Raw genomic sequence first — 19,961 nt, 5'->3', positions numbered from 1 at the left:
TCAGGGCCGGGTCGCCGACCGCTTCTCATCGAGCCGCTCCCGTTGTGGCACGACCGTGTACTTCGGATCGCGGGCCGACACCCGTCCCGCCTCGAAGACGCCGAACCGGGTGGCCACCGACGATGCCACGAGGGCGGCGCCGGAGATCGCCGCCAGCACCCGGCTGCGTCGGCTGAACAGCGCGGCGACGGTGCCCACGCCGAGCAGCACGTCACCCGCACGGACCAGCCGACCGCTGCGACCCTGCCGGTAGGGCTCACCGGTCAGGCCCAACCGCTCCATCCGGCGACCGCCCAGGTACTTGATGGTCGCCGCGACGACGGCGAGTCGCCGCAGCGGAGCGCTCTGGGTGGCGGGTGCCGCGATGAGGCCGACCCCGGTGGCGGCGGCGAGCGCGCTGCCGCCGAAGACGATCGGCAGATAGGGGTACGCCTCGTGCCAGGCAGGTACGGCGGTGTCGGCCAGCAGCACCCCGGTGTAGGTGGCCAGCGCCGGGGCGGTGGCAGCCGCGGCCAACCCGGCGATGTCGCCGACGGGTGGCGCCAGCCGGCGGGCCAGGCCGAGAACACCGTGCGCGGGGAGCCGCGGCGCGAGCTCGGCGACCGCGGCCACACCGGCGGCCGGGCCGAACGCGGCGAGGATCCAGGTGCCGACCGACATCGGTGAGGTCACCTTGACCACTCGGAGCATGTGGTGGAACCGGGTCGGCCGGCCGAGGTCGTGCACCAGCAGGTACGTACTGGCGGCGATACCGCCGAGGGCCGTCCAACGGCCGATCACGCGCAGCCCCGGTCGTCCGGTCAGTTGGGCGGCCCCGCCGATCAGCGCGCCTCCGGCGGCGAGACCTCCGGTGAACAGGTAACCGGCGATGTCGTACTTCCACACCGGCGGCTTCAACACCGGCCGGCCGTAGTAGGAGGCGAAGTCGGCCGGCGGCACCGTGAGCTGCTCACCACCGCGGGTCATGACCGCCTCCCCAGGAACGCGACGACGGTGGCGGCGGCCATCGCCAGGGCGGCCACACCGGCGTGACGCCACATGGCCGGCAGGTCGCGGGTGGTCACGATCGGGTCGGGCGGCAACCCGTACACCTCTGGCTCGTCCAACAGGAGGAAAAACGCCCCGTCACCACCGACCCCGTCGTTCGGGTCGTGCCCGTACAACCGGGCCTCCGGCACGCCCCGCTCATGCAGCTTCGCCACCCGCGCGGCGGCCCGCTCCCGCAACTCGTCCAGGGCGCCGTACTGGATCGACTCCGTCGGACACGCCTGCGCACACGCGGGGGTCATGCCCGCGCCCAACCGGTCGTAGCACAGCGTGCACTTCCACGCCCGGCCATCGTCCTTGCGTTGATCGATGACGCCGTACGGGCAGGCGGAGATGCAGTAACCGCAGCCGTTGCAGATGTCCTCCTGCACCACCACAGTGCCGAACTCCGTCCGGAACAGGGAACCTGTCGGGCAGACGTCCAGGCAGGCCGCGTGGGTGCAGTGCTTGCACACGTCCGACATCATCAACCAGCGAAAATCCGTCCGCCCCTGCGCGCCCGAGCCCCTCCCCGGCGGCTGCGCGCCCGGCATCCCCAGGAACTCCGGCCCGCCCGACATGCGGGCCGCCGCACCGGGCGAGCCGGTGGACAGGCCGGGGTCCGTTCCGGTGTCGGTGCCGGTACGCGCGCCGGCCGCCGCCGTCACCGGGCTGATCGCCGGCCCGTCCGGGTCCCCCGCGAACGCCGGAGTCGCCCAGCCGGCCGGCCGGGGCTGCTCCACGAACGCGACGTGCCGCCACGAGTTCGCTGTCAACGCGCCGGTGTTGTCGTACGACATGCCGAGCAGGTCCAGGCCGCTCTCGGGGACGCCGTTCCACTCCTTGCAGGCCACCTCGCACGCTTTGCAGCCGATGCAGACGCTGGTGTCGGTGAAGAACCCCATTCGCGGCGGCGGGTTGTCGTAGCCGGCGTCCGGTGCGGGGTCCAGCGGCCCGTACAGGGCGTTGGCGTGAGGCATGGGTCAGACCTCCTGGTCCGGGCCGCTGTCGGCGGAGTCGGTCGTGACCTGCGGTGGATAGTGCGGGTTCAGGTCGCCGGACCGCCGCCGGTAGTCGACGACGAGGTCCTGCAGCTCCCGGCCCCTGGGTCGGCGGCCGGGCCGCACGTCGCAGGTGCCGACCTTGCTCTCCTGGATCAGCACGTTCGGGTCCAGGCTGATGCCGAACAGGTCGTTGGCCGAGTCGCCGGTGACCAGACCCTCGAAACCGAAGTGGTACGGCAACCACACCTGGTGGATGATCCGACCATCCACCCGCAACGGGGTGAGCCGATCAGTCACCAGCACCCGCGCCTCGATCGCCGCACGGGCGGTGACCAGGTGCGCCCAATCCAGGTGGGTGAGACCACGTTCGGCCGCCAACTCCGGCGACACCTCGACGAACATCTCGGGTTGCAGCTCCGCCAGGGGCGAGACCATCCGGCTCATCGCACCGGCGGTGTGGTGCTCGGTGAGCCGGCTGACCGTGAACACGTACGGGAACACCTGGCTGTGCGGTTCCGGCGGGCTCGGGTTGAGCGTGTTGATCGGGTGGGTGTAGACCTTGCGGGTCGGGTTGGCCTGCTGTCGGTAGAGCGGGTTGCGCACCGGCGACTCGACCGGCTCGTAGTGGGTGGGCATCGGCCCGTCGAGCACACCGGTCGGGGCGTACAACCAGCCTTTGCCGTCGCCCTGGAGGATGAACGGGTCGTCGCCGGCGATGCCCGCCACGCCCGAGGCGTCGTGCGCCGGTCGGTAGGACGGCGGTTTGGTCTTCTCGAAGTCCGGTACGTCGTAGCCGGTCCACTCGCTCTTGTCCGCGTCCCACCAGACGTAGCGCTTGCGCTCGGACCACGGGTTGCCGTCCGGGTCGGCGGAGGCGCGGTTGTAGAGGATGCGTCGGTTCGCCGGCCACGCCCAACCCCACTCGGGTGCCACCAGGGACTGCTCCGAGCCGGGTTTGCGGCGGGCCGCCTGGTTGACGCCGTCGGCGTACACCCCGGTGTAGATCCAGCAACCGCCGACGGTGGAGCCGTCGTCCTTCATCTCGGTGAACGACGCCAGCGGGCGGCCGGTGGCCACGTCGTACCCGTTGATCTCGCGCAGCACCGCCTCGGCGCTGGGCTCCGCGTACGGGCCGTGCGTGGGGTAGTCCCAGGCGAGGTCGAGCAGCGCCCGGTCGCGGGGCTTCGTCGACGTCGCCAGCCGTTCCCGGATGACGCGTCCGAGGTGGTAGAAGAACCAGAGTTCGGAGCGGGCGTCGCCTGGGGGTTCGACGGCCTTCTCCCGCCACTGCAACAGCCGTTGGGTCTGGGTGAAGGTGCCCTCCTTCTCGACGTGGGAGGCGGCCGGCAGGAAGAACACCTCGGTGCGGCACCGCTCGGGGGCGATCTCGCCGGTTTCGATCTCCGGCGCGTTCTTCCAGAAGGTGGCGCTCTCGATCTCGAACAGGTCGCGGACCACGAGCCAGTCGAGGTTGGCCATGCCGAGACGCTGCGCCCGGCCGTGCGCCGACCCGACCGCCGGGTTCTGCCCGAGCAGGAAGTACCCCTTGACCTTCCCGTCGATCATGTCGAGCACCTGCTGGTAGGTGCCGTGGTCGCCGGTCATCCGGGGCATGTACCCGTAGCAGTAGTCGTTCTCGGCGGTGGCCGCCTCACCCCAGTACGCCTTGAGCAGGTTGACGCCGTAGGTGCGGGCGTTGCCCCAGAAGCCCTTCTGCCCGGGGTGGGCGATGCTGTCCACCCATTTGTCCAGGGTCGGGTGGTTGGCGTGGTGGGGCATCGGCAGGTAGCCGGGCAGCAGGTTGAACAACGTCGGGATGTCCGTCGAGCCCTGGATGCTGGCGTGCCCGCGCAGGGCCATCACCCCGCCACCCGGGCGACCCATGTTGCCCAGCAGGAGCTGGATGATCGCGCCGGTGCGGATGTACTGCACACCCACACTGTGCTGCGTCCAGCCGACGGAGTAGACGAGCATGCCGGTGCGGTCCCGGCCGGAGTTCTCCGTCCACGCCTGGGCCAGTTCGAGGAACTTCTCCTGCGGGATGCCGCAGACCTTCTCCACCATCTCCGGGGTGTAGCGGGAGAAGTGCCGCTTGAGGATCTGGTAGATGCAGCGCGGGTGCTGCAACGTCTCGTCCCGTTCGGTCTCGCCGCCGACGGGTGCGCCGTGCGACTCGTGCTCCAGCCCGGCGCCGGTCTCCCGCTGGATCTCCGTGTCTCGGGTCGTCTGGTTCTGCCCGTGGCCCTCGTAGCGCCAACTGGTCTGGTCGTACGAGGCGTTCTCCTCCTGGAAGCCGGAGAAGAGGCCGTGCATGTCCTCGGTGTCGGCGTACTCCTCGGTCACGATCGTCGCGGCGTTGGTGTAGGCGACCACGTACTCCCGGAAGTCCAGCTCGTTGTCGAGGATGTAGCGCACCACCCCACCGAGCAACGCGATGTCGGTGCCCGCCCGGATCGGCAGGTACGCGTCAGCCAGCGCGCTGGTGCGGGTGAATCGCGGGTCGACGTGGAAGACCTTCGCGCCCCGACGCTTGGCTTCCATCACCCACTGGAAACCCACCGGGTGTGCTTCGGCCATGTTCGAACCCTGGATGACGATGACGTCGGAGTTCGACAGGTCCTGCTGGTACTGGGTGGCGCCGCCACGACCGAAGCTGGTCCCCAGACCGGGGACGGTGGAGGAGTGTCAAATACGCGCCTGGTTCTCGATCTGGAGCGCGCCCATCGCGGTGAACAACTTCTTGATGAGGTAGTTCTCCTCGTTGTCCAGCGTCGCCCCACCCAGACTGGAGATACCCAGCGTCCGGTTGAGCGGCCGGCCCTCGGCGTCGACGTCCTCCCAGGTCTCGTCCCGGGCGGCCAGGACCCGATCGGCGATCATGTCCAGCGCGGTGTCGAGGTCGAGGTCCTCCCACTCGGTGCCGTACGGCCGGCGGTAGCGGACCTTGGTCTGCCGCAGCGGACTGGTCACCAGGCTCTTGCTCGCCGAACCCTTCGGGCAGAGCCGACCCCGCGAGATCGGGCTGTCCGGATCCCCCTCGATCTGGCTGACCTGACCGTCTTTGACGAACACCCGCTGACCACACCCGACGGCGCAGTACGGGCAGACCGAGCGGGCGACGCTGTCGGCGGTCTCGGTCCGAGCGGTGAGCGCGCGGGACCCGTCGGACTTCGCCGCGGCGCCCCGGCCCAGCGGGTCCGTGCCGGTGAGCTGGCGATAGACCGGCCAACCCTCGAACCAGCCGCGCGCCCCCATCGCCGCACCTTCCCGACCAATGCCGCCACATATGAACACTCTGACGGTAGTTGAGGTGCCGGCCCGGCCGCAGCGACATCACCAACAGTCATGCCTCTCCCAGCCCTTCGCTGCGGGCCGGGAGAGGCATGGAGGACGGCGTTGGTCAGTGCGGCTGCAACTGGCCGTCGTGCTGATCGCTGAAGGTCCGGTAGCGGCGCAGCTCCCAGAACAACCAGCCGATGCTGATGATCGCCAACACGACGAAGACGAGCGAACCGGAGAACGTGTCCCAGAGGGTGTGCAGGACGACGACACCCAGGAACGTGCCGATGAACCCGAAGAGCCGGGCGACGCTCGGGCTCGCCAGCAACGCCCAGAGCGCGCCGGCGGTCAGCCCGGTCCAGGCGGTGTGGCCGGCGGGCGCCGTCAGACCCCGGATGAAGAGCGTCTGTTCCACCGCGCCGATGTTGCCCTGCGAACTCAGCAGCGCGCTGAACGCGTAGCCCATCGTCTCCAGCGCGGCGAACCCCATGCCGGCGGCGATGCCGATGATCAGCCCGTCGGAGGGCACCCGGCGACGGCGCTGGGCCACCACCGTGAACAGCAGCACCACCGGGACGATCAGCTTCGCCGACTCCTCGATCAACGCGACGAACAGCATCGGCAGGGTGCCGAGGCCGCGCAGGGTGTCGTACTCCAGGGTGCCGGCGACGACGGTGCCGATCACACCGCCGAAGAACGCCGACGTCACCAGCACCGACGCCGGCACCTGCCAGCGCCCGGTCCGGGCCTGCGCGAACGTCAGGAACGTCAACGGCACCAACGTCGCCCCGAGCAGGATCAACGCCGGTACGAAGTTCGGATTCTTGGTGCTGACCAAGGTCCGCAGCACCGACAGATAAAGGATCAGCCCGATGACGAGCACCCCGACCCACGCCCACCGGCGCCAACGATCACCCATACCGCGCAGTCTGGCGGACCAAGGTTACGAAGACCAGCTCGGGCCCCGCCGTCTCGCCTGGCTCGCACCACTCCGCCCGCATCAACGGCAGATCAGCTGTTCGACACGCCGAGCGGTTCCCGGCTGAGCTGCCACCGGTCGATGCGGCGACTGCGCCCCGGAGGGGCGGTCAGGTGGGGGGAAGTGATGGGGCACGGCTGCCCGGTTGCGGTCGGCGATCCCACAGCACCAGGCCGGTGAGCAGCATCGCGACGCCCAGGCCGACCATCGCCAACCCCACCGCCGTGTGCGCGCTTCCGCTCAGGTGACCGGCCACGATCCACCCGCTGTCGATTCCGAAGGCCAGCGGCATCAGCCCCTGCGGGATCACCGGGATCCACCCGAGCGTCAGCAGCCCGAGCGCCCACGCTGTCGACGTGTTCTCCCGATACCACTGCGCGTCCCAGGTCAGCGGGAGCGCCGCCTCCGGGGGCCGGCTGCGCTGACCGGCCACGGCGAGCACCGTCGTGCCGCGCTGGGCGAGCCGCTCGTCGGCCAGCCACAAGCCACCCCACCAGGTCGCCACGCCGGACAGCAGCCCCACCACCGGTAGCAGCGGTGCCGCCGCCGGCGGACCCCAGATCATCAGGGCGAGCACCGGCCCGGCGGCCAGCAGCCCGGCAGCGGTGGCGACCAGCACGCTGACGATGTCGGTCGGGTTGTCGGCCGCAGTGGGGTGCCGCGGGTCGGCCACCGGGCGTACGCGCAGCAGCGACACCCACACCGGCACCGACGCGCCCGCGCCGAGCAGGGCCGGCAGGGTGGAGAGCGCGGCCAGCGGGTCGACTCCGGGGGCGAGGACGATGCCGACGACGGTGAGCAGCACGCCGATCGGAGTGACCAGCACCAGCCAGGCCAGGGCACGTCCCCGGACCTCGGCCCGTTCACCGCCCGGTGTGGTGAACGGCAGCCACAACGCGGTGCCGTCCAGCCCGACCAGCCCGGCCGACATCGCCGCCGCGCCGAGCACGGCGAGCGTTCCGGCCCACGGCAACAGCAGGTCCACGTCCGACAGCAGCGGCAGCCCGGCCAGCAACGCCCCGTACACCACAGCGAACGCCAGATACTGCACCCGCAGCGGATGCCGCGTCCAGGACCGCACCTCACGGCCGACGACCGCCCGCGTCGCGGCCGGCACCCACCCCGGCCACTCCCGCTGCGCCGTGGTCGCCGACGCCGCCGTGGTCCGGCGCGGCCGGAACGGCACGCCGGTGGCGATCACCCTGCGGACGAGCATGATGTACGCGGCGGCGCAGAGCGCCACGATGCCCATCAGGGCCGCCATCAGGCCCACCCCTTGCCCGGTCGGCCCGGCCACGGCGGTGACCGGCCAACCGCTCGGCACGTATTCCATGGCCCGGACCACGTCCTGCGGCGCTGCCACGAGCAGGACCGACACCCACGGGAAGACGGCCCAGAGCGAGCCGGCGACCCCCATCGCCGTGCCGGTGAAGACGCCGGTGAGCAGCGCCCCGGCCGGACCACCGGCGTGGCCGACGACCTCCAGCGCGATGGCCGAGCCGATCAGCCCGAGCAGCCAGAGCAGCACCGCGCCGCAGGCGGTGACGAGGACCGCGACGGTGCCGTACCGGGCGGCGTGCACCGGCAGCGCGGCGAGTGCCACCAGCGAGACGGCCGGGCCGACCCCGATCGCCGACGCGGCGAGCAGGCCGATCGCGGCCGGGGCCCCGCCGATCGGCTCCAACCGCAGGTGGGCCGGGCGGACCCGACCACGCCCGCCGCCGAGCAGCAGCGGCAGGACGATCCAGCCGAGAACCCACGCCCCGGCGAGCAGGCCGAGAGTGTGCTGGTCGCCGTTGAGCGCGTACCGGATCAACCAGGCGGCGGCGAGCAGGCCGACCAGGCCGGCCACCGTGGGGCCGGGATGTTCGCGCAGCGAGCGACGCAACATCGTCGCGCGCATCCGGGCCGGCACCGTCACCGCGCCGAGGGAGCCGCCCCACACTCCAGAGGCGGTTGACTGCGTGCTCATCGGGCCCCGGTCAGCCAGTCCAGACCGGCGCTGCCGGCGGCTTCGGCACCGACCAGCTCGACGAACCGGTCCTCCAGGCTGCTGCCGGCGGCGACCTCGGCGACCGACCCGGCGGCGACCACCCGGCCCTGATGGATCACGGTGACCTCGTCGCACATCTGCTCGACGAGCAGCATCGAGTGGGTGGACAGCACGCAGGTGCCGCCACCGGCCACGAACCGGCGCAGCACCCGGCGGATGGTGGCCGCGGAGACCGGGTCGACCGCCTCGAACGGTTCGTCGAGGACGAGCAGTCGCGGCGCGTGCAGCAGCGCCTGGGCGAGACCGAGCTTCTTGCGGGTGCCGGTGGAGCAGTCGGCCAACGGGGTGCCGGCGCCCTTGACCAGGCCGAGCACGTCGATGAGTTCGGCCGCCCGCTCGGCGGCCTCCGCCCGGGGCAGCCCTCGCAGCCCGGCGCTGTAGCGCAGCAGTTCGGCGCCGGTGAGGCGCTCCGGGAAGTCGAGGCCGTCGGGCAGCACGCCGGTCAGCGCGCGGGTCAGGCCGCGCTCGCGCAGCGCGTCGTGACCGAGGATCCGGATCTCCCCGGAGTCGGGAGTGACCAGGCCGACGGCCATCCCGATGGTGGTGGACTTGCCGGCGCCGTTGGGCCCGACGATGCCGTGGAAGGTGCCGGAACGCACGGTCAGATCGATGCCGTCCACCGCGCGATGCGCCGCGAAGGTCTTGACCAGGCCACGGATCTCGAGTGCCGGGGGGATCACGCGCCGAGCATAGGTGACCCTCGACGATCATGTGGTCCGTCGACCGACCGTCCACAGTGGGCGGCGCAGATCAGGTGACGTGCACCAGCCGGAACCGTTCGGTCACCACCAGGGTGTCGTCGTTCACCATGAAGTCGGGGTCGCCCAACTCGGCGCGCACCTCGGCGCTGTGCCAGAACGTCTCGTGCCCCGCACGCCACTGCGCGACCGACTCGTCGCCCTCCCCCTCGGCCAGGGCGTGCGGCAGGTCGACGTCGGCGAGCCGGACCACCCGTACGTCGGTCAGCTCGATGGCCGCGACGCGGCGGCCGGCGGAATCCACCACTGCCGACAGTTGACCCACCTCGGGCAGCGGCTCGTTCGCGCACTCGTACCCGATCAGCAGGCCCGTCGTCGAGGTCTTCGCCCCGGACAGGATCGCGCCCACCAGCTTGTCCCGCAGTGGCCCCGGAAACGCGAACTCGGCCAGCGGAAGATCGTCGAGGTCCATCCGCGGAGCGTACGCGTCAGTGGTGGATCGGGGTCGCCAGGTCGCTGAGCGGCCGCCCCGTGCCGCCCCAGGTCTCGGCGGTGATCTCGGCGGCGATCGCCACGGCGGTTTCCTCCGGCGTCCGCGCGCCCAGGTCCAGCCCGATCGGTGAGCGGAGTCGGGCCAGCGCGCTCTCCGGAATACCCGCCTCGCGCAACCGGCGGATCCGATCGTCGTGGGCACGGCGGCTGCCCATCGCGCCGATGTAACGGGCCGGTGTGGCGAGGGCGACCTGGAGCAGCGGCACGTCGAACTTGGGGTCGTGGGTCAGGACGCAGAGCACCGTGCGGTCGTCGACGGTCGTCGACTCCAGGTAGGCGTGCGGCCAGCGGACGACGAGGTCGTCGACGTCCGGGAAACGCGCACGGGTGGCGAACACCGGGCGGGCGTCGCAGACCGTCACGTGGTAGCCGAGGAACGTGCCGATCCGGGCCATCGCGGCGGCGAAGTCGATCGCGCCAAAGATGATCATCCGGGGTGGTGGCACGTAGGACTGGACGAACACGGCCACCTCGTCGCCGCGCTGCTGCCCCTGCCGCCCCAGGTGGATCGTGCCGGTGAGGCCGAGCGCGAGCATCCCGGTCGCCTGCCGGGCCGCCGCGTCGTCCAGATCGGGTGCGCCGAGGCTACCGGCGAACCGATCCGGCCAGATCACCAACTGAGCGTTCTCCACCGATGCGGTGGCGACCGGACGGCCGTCGCGGATCGCGGCGAGGACCTCGTCGACCTCGGTCATCGCCACGCTCGGTTGCACCAGGACCTCGATGGTGCCGCCGCAGGTCAGCCCGACGTCCAGCGCGTCGTCGTCGCTGACGCCGAAGGTCTGGGTGCGCGCCGCGCCGGTCTGGATCGCGGCCCGGCAGAGTTCGTAGACGGCACCCTCGACGCAGCCGCCCGAGATGCTGCCCACCACGTCGCCGTTCGCCGAGACGGCCATCGCCGCGCCAGGTTGTCGCGGGGCGGACTGCCAGGTCCGCGCGACGGTCGCGACGGCGAACGCGACTCCCTCCGCACGCCAGCCGGCCAGCCCGTCGACGATGTCACGCATGGCCGCACGATCCGCGAGCCTCGCCGACACCGTCAACGGTGACCTAAGCAACTGCTTAGGTCACCGTTGACTTTGACCCCCGCCGGGCAGAGATTCTGCCGGACCACGGAGGTGCGACATGCAGGTGCCGGCACCGTTCGAGTACGAGCGAGCCACCAGTGTGGACCATGCGATCAGCCTGCTGGAGCGGCTGGGCGGAACCGCCCGCCTGATCGCCGGCGGGCACAGCCTGTTGCCGATGATGAAGCTCCGGCTGGCGAACTTCGACTATCTGATCGACATCAACGACCTGCACGGCGAGTTGGGCTACGTCGAGGCGGGCCCCGACGAGGTCCGCATCGGTGCGTTGACCCGGCATCGGGAGCTCCTCGAATCCCCCGTTCTGGCGACGGCGTTCCCGATCTTCGCCGACGCCGAACGGGTGATCGCCGACCCGGTGGTGCGCAACCGGGGCACGCTGGGCGGCTCGCTGTGCCAGGCCGACCCGTCCGAGGACCTGTCAGCGGTCTGCACGACGCTGGACGCGCGGTGCGTGATCCGTGGCCCGGGTGGCGCGCAGCGGGTCGTGTCGATGGAGGAGTTCCACGTCGGTCCGTACGAGACGGCCGTCGCCGACGACGAGATCCTGGTCGAGATCCGGCTGCCGGTACGGCCCGGCTGTGGCAGCGCCTACGCCAAGGTCGAGCGCCGGGCCGGCGACTGGGCCGTGGTGTCGGCCGGCGCGGCGGTGTGGCTCGACGGCGGCGCGATCGTCGACGCCCGGGTCGGTCTCGCGGCGGTCGGCCCCAACACCACCGGCATCCCGGCGATCTCGGCGACGCTGCGCGGGCAGGAACCCTCGGAGAGCCTCTACGAGCAGGCCGGGGCGATCGCGGCGGACAGCTGCGACCCGGTGACCGACCAGCGCGGCAGCGCGGACTACAAGCGGCATCTGGCCGCCGAGCTGACCCGGCGGACCCTGCGCCGGGCCGTCGAACGGGCGAGGAGCTGAGCATGCAGGTCACCATGACCGTCAACGACGTCGAGGTCACCCGGGAGATCGAGGGCCGGCTGCTGCTGGTGCACTTCCTGCGCGACGTGCTGGGTCTGACCGGCACGCACTGGGGCTGCGACACGAGCAACTGCGGCACCTGCGTGGTCTGGCTCGACGGTGAGCCGGTGAAGTCGTGCACGGTGCTGGCCGCGATGGCCGGCGGGCACCAGGTGCGTACCGTCGAGGGCCTCGCCAAGGGCGCCGAGCTGGACCCGATCCAGCAGGGGTTCATGCAGTGCCACGGTCTGCAGTGCGGTTTCTGCACCCCGGGGATGATGATGACAGCGCGGGCCCTGCTCGACCGCAACCCCGACCCGAGCGAGACGGAGATCCGGGAGGCGATCTCGGGTCAGATCTGCCGGTGCACCGGTTACGCCACCATCGTGCGCTCGGTCCGCTGGGCCGCCGTGGCCGAGGCGCAGGCCGCGGCCCAGGTCACCGAGACCACCGAATCGACCGAGGCCGGGGAGATCGACAACGCCGGCCAGCCCGCGGAGGCCGTCGCATGACCACTGTGCACGAGCGCGTGGACACGTTCCACGACAACGACCAGAAGCCCGTCGGGTACGGCCGGATGCTGCGCAAGGAGGACCCGCGCTTCCTGCGGGGACGCGGCCGGTACGTCGACGACGTCCAACTGCCTGGGATGCTGCACCTCGCGATCCTCCGGTCGCCGGTGGCGCACGCCCGGATCGTCAGCATCGACACCAGTGCCGCCGAGGCGTCGCCCGGGGTGCGGGCGGTGGTGACCGGTGCGGCGCTGGCGCAGCAGAACCTGGCCTGGATGCCGACGCTCTCCAACGACGTGCAGGCCGTGCTCGCCACCGACAAGGTGCGCTTCCAGGGCCAGGAGGTGGCGTTCGTCGTCGCCGACGACCGCTACGCGGCACGTGACGCGCTGGAGCTGATCGACGTCGAGTACGACGTCCTCGACCCGGTGATCGACGCGCGCCGGGCGTTGGAGCCGGACGCGCCGCTGATCCGCGACGATCTGGACGGCAAGACGAACAACCACTGCTTCGACTGGGAGACCGGCGACGAGGCGGCCACCGAGGCGGTCTTCGCCCGCGCGGACGTCGTGGTCAGCCAGGATCTCGTCTACCCCCGGGTGCACCCGGCGCCGATGGAGACGTGTGGGGCGGTCGCCGACTACGACGCGGTCGACGGCAAGTTGCGGCTCTGGTCGACCACCCAGGCTCCGCACGCGCACCGCACCCTCTACGCCATCGTGGCGGGCCTGCCCGAGCACAAGATGCAGGTGATCGCGCCGGACATCGGCGGCGGGTTCGGCAACAAGGTGCCGATCTACCCCGGGTACGTCTGCGCGATCGTCGCCTCGATCGTGACCGGCAAGCCGGTCAAGTGGATGGAGGACCGCTCGGAGAACCTGATCAGCACCGGTTTCGCCCGCGACTACATCATGCGCGGGGAGATCGCCGCGACCCGCGACGGCAGGATCCTCGGCATCCGCACCAACGTGCTGGCCGACCACGGCGCGTTCAACGGCACCGCCGCTCCGGTGAAGTACCCGGCCGGCTTCTTCGGGGTCTTCACCGGCAGCTACGACATCGAGGCCGCGTACTGCAAGATGACAGCGGTCTACACCAACAAGGCACCGGGTGGTGTCGCGTACGCCTGCTCGTTCCGGATCACCGAGGCGGTCTACCTGGTCGAGCGGATCGTCGACTGCCTCGCCGACGAACTCGGCATGGACCCGGCCGAGCTGCGGTTGAAGAATTTCATCCAGCCGGAGCAGTTCCCGTACACGACGAAGACCGGCTGGGTGTACGACTCGGGCAACTACGAGCCGACGATGCGGCTGGCGATGGAGATGGCCGGCTACGACGAGCTGCGCCGCGAGCAGGCCGAGAAACGGGCCCGGGGCGAGCTGATGGGCATCGGCATCGCGTTCTTCACCGAGGCCGTCGGCGCCGGGCCGCGCAAGAACATGGACATTCTCGGGCTGGGCATGGCCGACGGCTGCGAGCTGCGCGTCCACCCGACCGGGAAGGCCGTGGTACGCCTCAGCGTGCAGTCGCAGGGTCAGGGCCACGAGACGACGTTCGCGCAGATCGTCGCCGAGGAGATCGGGATCCCACCGGCGGACATCGAGGTGCTGCACGGCGACACCGACAACACCCCGTTCGGCCTCGGCACGTACGGCAGCCGTTCGACGCCCGTCTCGGGCGCGGCGGCCGCCCTGGTGGCCCGGAAGGTCCGCGACAAGGCCCGGATCATCGCCTCGGGGATGCTCGAGGTGTCGGTCGCCGACCTGGAGTGGGAGAAGGGCGCGTTCCACGTCGCCGGCGACCCGGGGAGGTCCGTCACCATCCAGGAGATCGCCCTGCGCGCGCACGGCGCGGGTGACCTGCCCGAGGGCATCGAGGGTGGCCTGGAGGCGCAGATCTGCTACAACCCGTCGAACCTGACCTATCCGCACGGCGCGTACATCTGCGTGGTGGACATCGACCCGGGCACCGCGCAGGTGAAGGTCCGACGGTTCATCGCGGTCGACGACTGCGGCACCCGGATCAACCCGATGATCATCGAGGGGCAGGTGCACGGCGGCTTGACCGACGGGGTCGGTATGGCGCTGATGGAGATGATCGCGTTCGACGAGGACGGCAACTGCCTCGGCGCGTCCCTGATGGACTACCTGATCCCGACCTCCCTCGAAGTGCCCGACTGGGAGACCGGGTTCACCGTCACGCCGTCGCCGCACCACCCGATCGGCGCGAAGGGCGTGGGCGAGTCCGCCACCGTGGGGTCGCCGCCCGCGATCGTCAACGCGGTCATCGACGCCCTGAAGCCCTTCGGCGTCCGTCACGCCGACATGCCGCTGACGCCGTCACGGGTCTGGGACGCGATGCGCGGCCAGGCCCGGCCGCCGATCTGAGGAGCCGAGGATGACCACCATCGCCGAACGCGCCCGGGAGCTGACCGACACCCGGGAGCCGTTCGTCCACGCCACAGTGGTCCGCGCCCAGGATCCGACGTCGGCCCGGCCGGGCGACGACGCGGTGATCCGGTCCGACGGCTCGATCGAGGGTTTCGTGGGCGGGGTGTGCGCGGAGAGTTCGGTGCGGGCGGCAGCCCTCGACGCCCTGCGCGACGGCACCGCTCTGCTGCTGCGGGTGCTGCCGGAAGGCGCGACCCCGTTCCCGGAGACGCCGGGGGCACGGGTGGTGGTGAATCCGTGCCACTCCGGTGGGGCGATCGAGGTCTTCCTCCGGCCGATGCTGCCGGCGCCGGCGCTGCGCGTGGTCGGTGACACCCCGATCAGCGCCGCCGTGACGACCCTGGCCGCGTTCCTCGACTTCGACGTCGTCACCGCCGGCGACAGCACCGGCTGCACCGCTGTGGTGGTGGCCGGGTTGGGCAGGGGCGAGCCGGAGGCGATCCGGGCCGCGCTCGACGCCGGCGTCGGGTTCATCGCCTTGGTCGCCAGTGACAGACGCGGTGAGGCGCTGCTCGACGAGCTGGGCCTCACCGACGCCGAACGCGCCCGCGTCCACACCCCGGCCGGGCTGGAGATCGGTGCCCGTACGCCGGCGGAGATCGCCTTGGCGATCATGGGTGAGGTGGTCCGGGCCATCCGGGTGGACGGGTTGGCCCCGGCCGCCGGCCCGCCGGCCGCCCGACCGCAACAGGCCGTCGACCCGGTGTGCGGCATGACGGTGCTGGTCGGGGCAGAGACGCCGCACACGCGCGTCGACGGGCAGGACCTCTGGTTCTGCTGCGCCGGTTGCCTCGCCAGTTTCACGGCGGCGTGACAGGTGTTCCTGACCGGCGTGGTGCTCGCCGCTGGGGCGTCGGTGCGGCTCGGCGAGGCCAAACAACTGCTCCCGTACCGGGGGCGGACGCTGCTCGACGCCACCCTCGACCTGGCCCGCGGGTGCGGCTTCGACCAGTTGCTCGTCACCCTGGGCGGCGCGGCGGACGACATTCGCGACCGGGTGGACCTGACCGGCTGCCAGGTCGTGCAGAACCCGGCGTTCAGCACCGGCTGCGGGTCGTCGGTCCGCACCGCCGCTCGCGCGGTCGACCCGCGCGCCGACGCCCTCGTGCTGCTCCTCGGTGACCAGCCCGGCGTCCGCGCCGCGGACGTCCGCCGGGTCGCCGCGGCCGGCACCCCGCTGGCCGTGTGCCGGTACGCGGACGGCCTGGGTCATCCCTTCCGCTTCGGCCGTGAGGTCCTGCCCGAGCTGTACGACCTGCACGGCGACAAGGCCGTCTGGAAGCTCCTGCACTCCGGACGCCACCCGGTGACCGAGGTGACGGTCGACGGGCCGGTGCCGGTCGACGTGGACACCCGGGCCGACTACGCGCGCCTGCTGGCGGGCGAGGCATGAAGGACGCCCAGGCCGTCCGGCACCGCCTCGACGCCGTCGACTACCTGGTCGACGACGGCATGGCGATGGCCCTGTTCCTGGCCTTGCGCCTCGGTCGGCCGCTGCTGCTGGAGGGCGAGCCGGGGGTCGGCAAGACCACCGCCGCGAAGGCGTTGGCCCGCGCGCTGGAGACACCGCTGATCCGGTTGCAGTGCTACGAGGGGCTCACCGCCGGCGAGGCGCTCTACGAGTGGAACTACCAGCGGCAACTGTTGGCGATCCGGCTCGCCGAGGCGCACCACACCCGGCTCACCGACGCGGACCTGTTCAGCGCCGAGTACCTCCAGGAACGGCCGATCCTGCGGGCCGTACGCCACCGGGGGCCGGTCCCGCCGGTGCTGCTGATCGACGAGATCGACCGGGCCGACGACGAGTTCGAGGCGTTGCTGTTCGAGTTCCTCGGCGAGACCGGCATCACGATCCCCGAACTCGGCACCTTCACCGCCCGCACGCCACCGGTCGTGGTGCTCACCTCCAACCGCAGCCGGGAGTTGCACGACGCGCTGCGCCGCCGCTGCCTCTACCACTGGATCGAATACCCCGAACCGCCCCGCGCCGTGGAGATCGTCCGCCGGGCCGTACCGGGCGCGGCCGGGCCGCTGATCCAGACGGCCGTGCAGTTCGTCGGCGGCGTACGCCACCGGGAGTTGGAGAAGGCCCCCGGCATGGCGGAGACCATCGACTGGGTGGGCGCGCTGTCCGTGCTGGGCGTCACCGACCTGGCCGCCGACGGTGTCGCGCAGACGATCGGCACCATCGCCAAGACCCCCGACGACCGCGCCGTGGTCGCCGCCGCGCTCGGCGCCTACCAGGAGAGTCACCCATGAAGATCACCAACGAGTTCGCGGTCACCGTCCCGATCGACCGGGCCTGGGCGGTGCTCACCGACCTGGAAGGGCTCGCGCCGTGCCTGCCGGGCGCCCAGCTGACCGATGTCGACGGCGACGTCTACCAGGGCCGGGTGCGGGTCAAGGTCGGGCCGGTCGTCTCGGAGTTCGCGGGCACCGCCCGGTTCGTCGAGAAGGACGACGCCGCCTACCGCGGGGTGATCGACGCGAAGGGCCGGGACGCCCGCTCGGCCGGCACCGCGTCCGCGCTGGTCACCGCCCACCTGCGGCCGGACGGCGACCGGACGCTGGTCAGTGTGGACACCGATCTGAAGATCTCCGGCCGACTGGCCCAGTTCGGTAGCGGCATGATCAAGGAGGTGTCGGGCAAGCTGCTGGCCCAGTTCGTCGCGAACCTGGAGGCCAAGCTCGCCGCCGACCCGCCGGCACCACGTCCGCACGCCCACACCGTGGCGGCCACCTCCGCCGCGACGTCCGAGTCCACCCCGGCGGCGTCCGAGCCCACCACGGCGGTGTCCGAGTCCTCCACCACGGCGGTGTCCGAGTCCTCCACCACGGCGGCGTCCGAGTCCACCCCGGCGGCGTCCGCCGCGCCGATCGAGGCAACGCCGGTCGCGTCCGCCACGGCGGTCGCAACCACGCCCAGCACCGCCGCCGTGACACCCGCACCCGTCGAGCCGTCAACGGTCGACCCGTCGCCGGTCTCGTCACAGCCAGGTCCGCCGCCGGCTGCTTCGGCCGATGGGCCGTCGGGCGTCGGACCGTCGGGCGTCGGGGCGTCGGGCGTCGGGGCCTCGGGCGATGCGGTACGTGTCGCGCCGGCCGCCGAGCCGGAGGCGCTCGACCTGCTCAGCATCGCCGGTCGGTCGGTCACCAAACGCCTCGTACCGGTGGTCGTCGGTCTGGTCGCGGTCGGCGCGGTGATCGCCTGGCTGGTCGCGCGCCGGTGAGCCAGGGCGTGCTGCGCGGCGTAGACCGGGCCGCGTTCGCGGTGGCCCTCGCCGGTCGGCTGCGCCGGGCCGGGGTTCCGGCCGGGCTGACCACCGTCGACGACTTCGTCCGGGCGCTCGCCGCCAGCCCACCCGACTCGATGTCGGCGCTCTACTGGACCGCCCGGATCAGCCTGGTGCGACGGCACAGCGACGTGCCCGCGTTCGACCGGGTCTTCGCGGCGGTCTTCGCGGACCCCCCACCGTTGCCCCGACCGCAGCGGTCCGCGCCCTCGGCCGGCAGTTCCGACGACGTGTACGTCCGGGTGCCGGCCGACACCGACGACGCGGGGCCGGGCGGCGGCCTGCCCTGGGCGACACTGCCGCCGGTCGTCGCCGAGACACCGGAGGACGACACAGCGCTCCGGCTGCCCGAGCGGCGCCCGAGCGCCCACACCGGGCTCGCCGACCGTCCGTTCGACGCACTCGACGCCGCGCAGGTCACGCAACTCGGCGACGCCCTGCGCGCGGCCGTCGCCGGCTGGCCGACCCGACGCACCCGACGGCACACCGTCGGCCCGGCCGGCGCCCGGATCGCCGTGCGGGCCACCATCGCCCGGTCCCGGCGTACCGGCTGGGAGCCGATCGAGGTCGTCCGCGCCCGCCCGGTACGGCGGCCGCGGCGGGTCGTGCTGCTCTGTGACGTCAGCGAGTCGATGCGGGCGCAGGCCACCGCGTACCTGCATCTGATGCGGGCGTTCGCGGTGGTCGCCGATGCGGAGGTGTTCGCGTTCGCCACGACGCTGACCCGGCTCACCGTGGTGCTCCGGCACACCTCGGCGGCGGAGGCGGTCGCAGAGGCCAGCGCCGCCGTGACCGACCGGTACGGGGGCACCAGGATCGCCACGAACCTGCGCGCCCTGCTCACCTCCCACCACGCGGAGGCCGTACGCGGGGCGGTGGTGCTGATCGGGTCGGACGGGTGGGACAGCGATCCGCCCGCCGACCTGGCAGCGGTGATGGCCCGGCTGAGTCGCCGCGCGTACCGGATCGTCTGGTTGAATCCCCGCGCCGGCGCACCCGGCTTCGCCCCCCGCGTCGGCGGGATGGCCGCCGCGCTCCCCTACTGCGACCGGATGCTGCCGGCCGGCACCTTTCACGACCTGCTTGTCGTCGCCCGTCAGCTCCAGAGCGTCACGTGCACCGACGGCCGGAAATGGCCGACGCTGACGCCCGCACCGCGCATCATCGCCTGAATCGCCCTCGGCGTCGACGAGAAGCGCGACAGCTCCTCGGCGGCCGACATCGAACCGGGGGTGGCGAGCACCTGCGCATGCCACACCGCCTCCATCGTGGCGTGCGGCCCCAGAACCTGCCCGAGCTGGCCCTGACGGATGTCCGGCGCGACGGTGAAGGCGAGGGCCGGCGCCACCCCCCGGCCCCGCTTGGCCTCCCCCAGCGCGGCCGCGTGGCTCTGGAACAGCTGCTGCCGCTCGTCCGGTACGGCCAGCCGGCGCAGCAGCGCCGGGACCGCGCCCCACTCGGTGGCGGCCGACGGCCCGAGCAGCCAGGTCTGCTCCCGCAGCTGCCCCGGTGACGCCGCCACACCGGCCAGTGGATGCTCCGGACCGACGGCGATCACGAGCCGGTAGTTCATCACCGGCCGGCAGTCGATCGCGCCGTCGACGACCGACGGTTGCGGCCCGATCGCGATGTCCGCGGCGCGGGTCGACAGCAGCGACCCGAACGATCCCGGGTTGCGCACGCTCAACTCGACGTCGAGATCGGCGGCGCGCTTCGCGAAGAGTTCGATCAGCCCCGGCGCGGCGAACTCCGCGAACAGGCTCGACGCCGCGACCCGCAGCATCCGTCGGCCGCGCGTCGCGGCGCTGACCTCCAGGATGGTGCGGTCCTGCAGACCCAGCATCTCCGCCGCCCGACTGGCCAGCCGCAGCCCACCCGCCGTGAACTCGAGGCCCCCCGCCGTCCGGGCGAAGAGCTTGTCGCCGAACTCCCTGCGCAGTTGGGCGATGTGCAGCGACACCGCCGACTCGGACACCTGAAGCTCCGCGGCGGCCTGTTTGACCGATCCCAGCCGGACCACGGCGACGTACGCGCGCAGCTGTGTCGGGGTCATCGGCCCTCTCCCCCGCGATCGCGTG

General features: G+C 72.0%; 17 protein-coding genes. 8 read left to right on the top strand and 9 right to left on the bottom strand.

All coding sequences use genetic code 11. The features are described 5' to 3' along the window. The 8 genes from nrfD to AB0877_RS03555 form a co-directional block, all read right to left on the bottom strand. On the bottom strand, positions 1-966 hold the full coding sequence (gene nrfD, locus AB0877_RS03590) for an NrfD/PsrC family molybdoenzyme membrane anchor subunit (RefSeq protein WP_366606311.1): 966 nt from the start codon (positions 964-966) through the stop codon (positions 1-3). Beyond that, positions 963-2,006 carry a 4Fe-4S dicluster domain-containing protein gene (locus AB0877_RS03585; RefSeq protein WP_366606310.1) on the bottom strand — a complete coding sequence of 348 codons (1,044 nt, stop codon included), beginning with the start codon at positions 2,004-2,006 and terminating at the stop codon, positions 963-965. The genes nrfD and AB0877_RS03585 overlap by 4 nt, the downstream gene beginning before the upstream one ends. Before the next feature lie 3 nt (positions 2,007-2,009). Continuing rightward, positions 2,010-5,285, bottom strand: coding sequence for a formate dehydrogenase (gene fdh, locus AB0877_RS03580; protein ID WP_366606309.1), 3,276 nt, complete (start codon positions 5,283-5,285; stop codon positions 2,010-2,012). A gap of 145 nt (positions 5,286-5,430) precedes the next feature. Beyond that, positions 5,431-6,228: a PrsW family intramembrane metalloprotease gene (locus AB0877_RS03575; protein ID WP_366606308.1), complete on the bottom strand. Its 798-nt coding sequence runs from the start codon at positions 6,226-6,228 to the stop codon at positions 5,431-5,433. 169 nt (positions 6,229-6,397) lie between these two features. Then, complete coding sequence (locus AB0877_RS03570) at positions 6,398-8,260, bottom strand: hypothetical protein (RefSeq protein WP_366606306.1); 1,863 nt, start codon at positions 8,258-8,260, stop codon at positions 6,398-6,400. After that, complete coding sequence (locus AB0877_RS03565) at positions 8,257-9,021, bottom strand: ABC transporter ATP-binding protein (protein ID WP_366606305.1); 765 nt, start codon at positions 9,019-9,021, stop codon at positions 8,257-8,259. Before AB0877_RS03565 ends, AB0877_RS03570 begins: the two co-directional genes overlap by 4 nt. Before the next feature lie 70 nt (positions 9,022-9,091). Beyond that, positions 9,092-9,511 (bottom strand): ASCH domain-containing protein, encoded by a 420-nt coding sequence (locus AB0877_RS03560; RefSeq protein WP_366606303.1) that lies wholly within the window; start codon positions 9,509-9,511, stop codon positions 9,092-9,094. A gap of 16 nt (positions 9,512-9,527) precedes the next feature. Then, positions 9,528-10,598, bottom strand: coding sequence for an XdhC family protein (locus AB0877_RS03555; protein WP_366606302.1), 1,071 nt, complete (start codon positions 10,596-10,598; stop codon positions 9,528-9,530). A gap of 118 nt (positions 10,599-10,716) precedes the next feature. On the opposite strand from AB0877_RS03555, the gene AB0877_RS03550 reads away from it, so the two are divergent. From AB0877_RS03550 to AB0877_RS03515, 8 genes are read left to right on the top strand one after another with little or no spacing between them, the layout of a single operon-like run. Then, positions 10,717-11,589, top strand: a complete 873-nt coding sequence (locus AB0877_RS03550) for a xanthine dehydrogenase family protein subunit M (RefSeq protein ID WP_366606300.1) — start codon at positions 10,717-10,719, stop codon at positions 11,587-11,589. Positions 11,590-11,591: 2 nt separating this feature from the next. After that, the gene (locus tag AB0877_RS03545) at positions 11,592-12,140 is read left to right on the top strand and encodes a (2Fe-2S)-binding protein (RefSeq protein WP_357195947.1); all 549 of its coding nucleotides are present in this window, start codon (positions 11,592-11,594) and stop codon (positions 12,138-12,140) included. Next, complete coding sequence (locus tag AB0877_RS03540; RefSeq protein ID WP_366606298.1) at positions 12,137-14,527, top strand: aerobic carbon-monoxide dehydrogenase large subunit; 2,391 nt, start codon at positions 12,137-12,139, stop codon at positions 14,525-14,527. Before AB0877_RS03545 ends, AB0877_RS03540 begins: the two co-directional genes overlap by 4 nt. Before the next feature lie 10 nt (positions 14,528-14,537). Further along, positions 14,538-15,404 carry an XdhC family protein gene (locus tag AB0877_RS03535; RefSeq protein WP_366606296.1) on the top strand — a complete coding sequence of 289 codons (867 nt, stop codon included), beginning with the start codon at positions 14,538-14,540 and terminating at the stop codon, positions 15,402-15,404. A gap of 3 nt (positions 15,405-15,407) precedes the next feature. After that, a complete protein-coding gene (locus AB0877_RS03530; RefSeq protein WP_366606295.1) occupies positions 15,408-15,983 on the top strand; it encodes a nucleotidyltransferase family protein in 576 nt (191 codons plus the stop codon). Continuing rightward, entirely contained in the window at positions 15,980-16,849 is an 870-nt protein-coding gene (locus AB0877_RS03525) for a MoxR family ATPase (RefSeq protein WP_366606293.1), read from the top strand. Before AB0877_RS03530 ends, AB0877_RS03525 begins: the two co-directional genes overlap by 4 nt. Continuing rightward, positions 16,846-17,820 (top strand): SRPBCC domain-containing protein, encoded by a 975-nt coding sequence (locus tag AB0877_RS03520; RefSeq protein ID WP_366606291.1) that lies wholly within the window; start codon positions 16,846-16,848, stop codon positions 17,818-17,820. Before AB0877_RS03525 ends, AB0877_RS03520 begins: the two co-directional genes overlap by 4 nt. An 8-nt stretch (positions 17,821-17,828) precedes the next feature. Then, positions 17,829-19,055: a VWA domain-containing protein gene (locus AB0877_RS03515; protein ID WP_366606289.1), complete on the top strand. Its 1,227-nt coding sequence runs from the start codon at positions 17,829-17,831 to the stop codon at positions 19,053-19,055. On the opposite strand, the gene AB0877_RS03510 is transcribed toward AB0877_RS03515, so the two are convergent. Then, positions 18,980-19,936: a LysR family transcriptional regulator gene (locus AB0877_RS03510; protein WP_366606287.1), complete on the bottom strand. Its 957-nt coding sequence runs from the start codon at positions 19,934-19,936 to the stop codon at positions 18,980-18,982. The genes AB0877_RS03515 and AB0877_RS03510 overlap by 76 nt on opposite strands. Positions 19,937-19,961: the final 25 nt, after the last annotated feature.

It is taken from the genome of Micromonospora sp. NPDC047644 (genome assembly GCF_040704315.1).
Classification (GTDB): Bacteria; Actinomycetota; Actinomycetes; order Mycobacteriales; family Micromonosporaceae; genus Micromonospora.
Note: the sequence above shows the minus strand (reverse complement) of the source record. Positions and strands in the feature narration are given on the sequence as shown.